Raw genomic sequence first — 3,355 nt, 5'->3', positions numbered from 1 at the left:
GGATCATGAAAACGCTGAGTGTGCCAGTAGTGTTCATCCATGGTCTGTGGCTGCACTCGACGAGCTGGCGGAACTGGACCGAGTTGTTCACAGAAGCCGGCTATGAGACGGCGACTCCCGAATGGCCAGGGGCCGGCGCCACGGTCGAAGAGGCCCGTGGGAACCCGGAAGCGCAGGCCGGCAAGGGACTGAGCGAGATCATCAGTCATCACGGCGAATTTCTGCAGACCTTCGCCGCCAAGCCGATCGTCATCGGCCACTCCTTCGGCGGTCTCATCGCGCAGAGCCTGCTCGGCCAGAATCTGGCCGCGGCCGCGATCGCGATCGATCCAGCGCAGATCCGAGGTGTTCTGCCGCTGCCCGTCGCTCAGCTCAAGTCCGTGTTCCCGGTCCTGCGGAATCCGTTGAATCTTACCAAGAGTTTCGTCCCGAACAAGCAGGAGTTCAGGTATGGATTCGGCAACGAGCTGAGCCGCGAGGAGTCCGACGAGCTGTATGACATGTGGACGATCCCGTCCCCGGCCCGCCCGTTGTTCGAAGCCGCGACCGCGAACGTCGCGCCGAATTCCCCGGCGAAGGTCGACGTGAAGAACTCGACCCGCGGTCCACTGCTCATCATCTCCGGCCGCCAGGATCACACGGCTCCCGATGCGGTCGCCCGCGCCACCGTCAAGTGCTACCGGCATTCGAGCGCGGTGACCGACCTCAAGCAGTTCGACCGTGGTCATTCCCTGACCGTCGACCATGGCTGGCGCGAGATTGCCCAGACCTCCCTGGACTGGCTTCGATCGCAGGGCCTGTAGGTACCGCCAGCTGGACTGCTCGACGGCTCTCGATGGGGCCTGCGCCGGGCGATACCCTGCCGACGTGGCAGCGAGTGCGGACGGGTTCGACGCGGTCGTCGTCGGCTCCGGTCCCAACGGGCTCACGGGCGCGGTCACGCTCGCCGAAGCCGGCTGGCGGGTGCTCGTCATCGAAGCCGCGCCGACCGCCGGCGGCGGGCTGCGCACCGAGGAGCTGACCCTGGCGGGGTTCCGACACGATGTGTGCGCCACCGTGCTGCCGCTGGCGCTGGCCTCGCCTGCGCTGCGTGCGCTGCCACTGGCGGTGGAGGGCCTGCGTTGGGCACATCCGCCGGTGCCACTCGCGCACCCGTTTGAGGACGCGCCGGCGGCGCTGCTGCACCGCGATGTCGTGCAGACGGACACCGATCTCGGGGCGCGGTCGGGGTGGAGCCGACTGCTCGCCCCGCTCGCCGCCGACGCGGACCGCCTCGCCACCGGCCTGCTCGCCCCGCTCGATCTGCCCCCGCCGGCCCCGGTCACGCTGGCCCGGTTCGGGGCCCGCGGGCTGTGGCCGGCGACGATGCTCGCCCAGCTGGCGCTGCGGGGCGATCGTGGCCGCGCGCTGCTCGCCGGCCTCGCCGCCCATTCCATGCTCGACCTGGGCCAACCCGTCACCGGCGGGTATGGGCTTTTCCTCGCGGTGCTGGCGCATGCTGTCGGCTGGCCACTGGCCGTCGGCGGGTCGCAGTCGCTCGCGGACGCCCTGATCGCACGGCTGCGCCGGCTCGGCGGGGAGCTGGTCATCGACAGCCCGGTGCGGTCCCTCGCCGAGCTGCCGCCGGCGGCAGCGGTGCTGCTCGACCTGACCCCACGCCAGGTGCTCACGGTCGCCGGCGACCGGCTGCCGGCCGGCTACCGGCGCGCGCTGGCCCGCTACCGGTACGGGCCGGGTGTGTTCAAGGTCGACTGGGCGTTGGACGGTCCGGTGCCGTGGCGGGACCCGTCGGTGGCCGGCGCCGCGACCGTGCACCTCGGGGGCACCCTCGCCGAGGTTGCCACGGCCGAACGGACGGTGGCCCGCGGCGGGCATCCCTCCCGCCCGTTCGTGCTGTTCGTACAGGCCGGTGTCGCGGATCCCTCCCGTGCCCCCGCCGGGCGGCATACCGCGTGGGCCTACTGCCATGTGCCGTCCGGTTCCACCGTTGACATGACCGATGCGATCGAAGCGCAGGTGGAGCGGTTCGCACCCGGGTTCCGGGACCGGGTGCTGGGTCGGCACACGATGTCACCGAAGGCGCTGGAGGCGCACAACGCCAACGAGATCGGCGGGGACATCGGCGGTGGCACCGCCGATCTGCGTCAGCTCATTGCCCGCCCGGTGCTCTCAAGCCGGCCGTGGGCCACACCACTGCCCGGGGTGTACCTGTGCTCGGCTGCGACACCGCCTGGTGGCGGTGTGCACGGGATGGGGGGTGCGCACGCCGCCCGTCTTGCTCTCCGTCATGCGGGAGGTGCGCTCAGTAGGAGCCCTGATGGTCGCTGAGCCCGGACTCGCCGCTGCTGCTGCTGAGGAATTTTCGGGCCGCGGCTTGGCCGTTCGCGAACAGTCGATCGCGGGTTTCCCGGTCGAGTGCGAAGTCGACGGGGGAGACGCCGGTGGTGTCGACGTAGATGGTCCGCCGGTTCACGCCCTCGCTGTCGAGGTGGTACCGGTTCCAGTCGCCGCGCAGTGTTGCCAGGCAGCGGAACGCAAGCCCGAGCGCGTTGCGGACCGGCTTGTCCCGGGTCACCGTCGGCTCACCGGACAGCTTGACTCCCCAGGTCGGCCAGCGCGGTTGCCTGCCGTCGGTACGGTCGAAAGCCGTGATCGGGAAATCCGCCAGCAGGCCGCCGTCGGCCCAGGTCGCAGTCCCGTTGCCGGTGTCGACCTGGACCGGCTTGAAGTAGAACGGGATCGACATCGACGCGCGGACGGCGTCGACGATCCGGGCCGCGCCGGCATCCCGGCCGTATCGGTCGTAGTCCCAGGGCAGCCGGACCAGCACCTGCCGGGACAGGTCGCTGACATGCACGACAAGGGAATACGACTGGTAGTCGGCAAGGGAGCCGTCGGGATCGTCGATGGCGAGGTGGCTGAAGGTGGTCACGCCCACCTTCTCCAACTCCGGGCCGAGCCAGTCGACCAGGTAGTCGCCTGTATGCATACCGTCGCGGACAAGGAGGTCCAGCCCCACACCGAGGCGACCGCCGATGCGCTGTGCGATGGAACGATCGGCGAAGCGGCTGTAGTCGAGGGTGTTCATCACCTCGACGAGTTCGTGAAGATCCCTGCCGGCCTTCTGGTAGGCCGCGACGAGCGACGCCACAACGGCGCCGGCGCTCGTGCCGGCGATCCGCGGAAAGGAGTAACCCGCGTCGACAAGGGTGAGCACCGCGCCGACCAGGCCGATGCCCTTGACCCCGCCGGCGTCGAGCACCAGATCAGCCTTGCGTTCCTGTTCCGAGCCAGTCACGGCCGTCCCTCCCGAATTGCCCTGTACCTGTGGAAAGGGTAGGGCAGGCAGGCTGCC

Annotated in this window: 3 protein-coding genes; 2 read left to right on the top strand and 1 reads right to left on the bottom strand. The window is 69.9% G+C overall.

Annotation, left to right across the window (positions count from 1 at the left end):
- Nucleotides 1-5 precede the first annotated feature (5 nt).
- Both U9980_RS07705 and U9980_RS07700 read left to right on the top strand, forming a co-directional pair.
- On the top strand, nucleotides 6-803 hold the full coding sequence (locus U9980_RS07705) for an alpha/beta hydrolase (protein WP_416210188.1): 798 nt from the start codon (nucleotides 6-8) through the stop codon (nucleotides 801-803).
- A gap of 64 nt (nucleotides 804-867) precedes the next feature.
- Nucleotides 868-2,328, top strand: a complete 1,461-nt coding sequence (locus U9980_RS07700) for an NAD(P)/FAD-dependent oxidoreductase (RefSeq protein WP_322767305.1) — start codon at nucleotides 868-870, stop codon at nucleotides 2,326-2,328.
- On the opposite strand, the gene U9980_RS07695 is transcribed toward U9980_RS07700, so the two are convergent.
- Nucleotides 2,303-3,349, bottom strand: a complete 1,047-nt coding sequence (locus tag U9980_RS07695; protein WP_416210187.1) for a patatin-like phospholipase family protein — start codon at nucleotides 3,347-3,349, stop codon at nucleotides 2,303-2,305. The two genes, U9980_RS07700 and U9980_RS07695, sit on opposite strands and share 26 nt — an antisense overlap.
- Nucleotides 3,350-3,355: the final 6 nt, after the last annotated feature.

The sequence above is a fragment of the Protofrankia sp. Cr1 genome, assembly GCF_963555865.1.
Lineage (GTDB): Bacteria > Actinomycetota > Actinomycetes > Frankiales > Frankiaceae > Protofrankia.
Note: the sequence above shows the minus strand (reverse complement) of the source record. Positions and strands in the feature narration are given on the sequence as shown.

What these genes read in the sequence shown, in the direction of transcription:
- U9980_RS07705 (WP_416210188.1), top strand. Translation starts at nt 6, where the DNA reads ATGAAAACGCTGAGTGTGCCAGTAGTGTTCATCCATGGTCTGTGGCTG.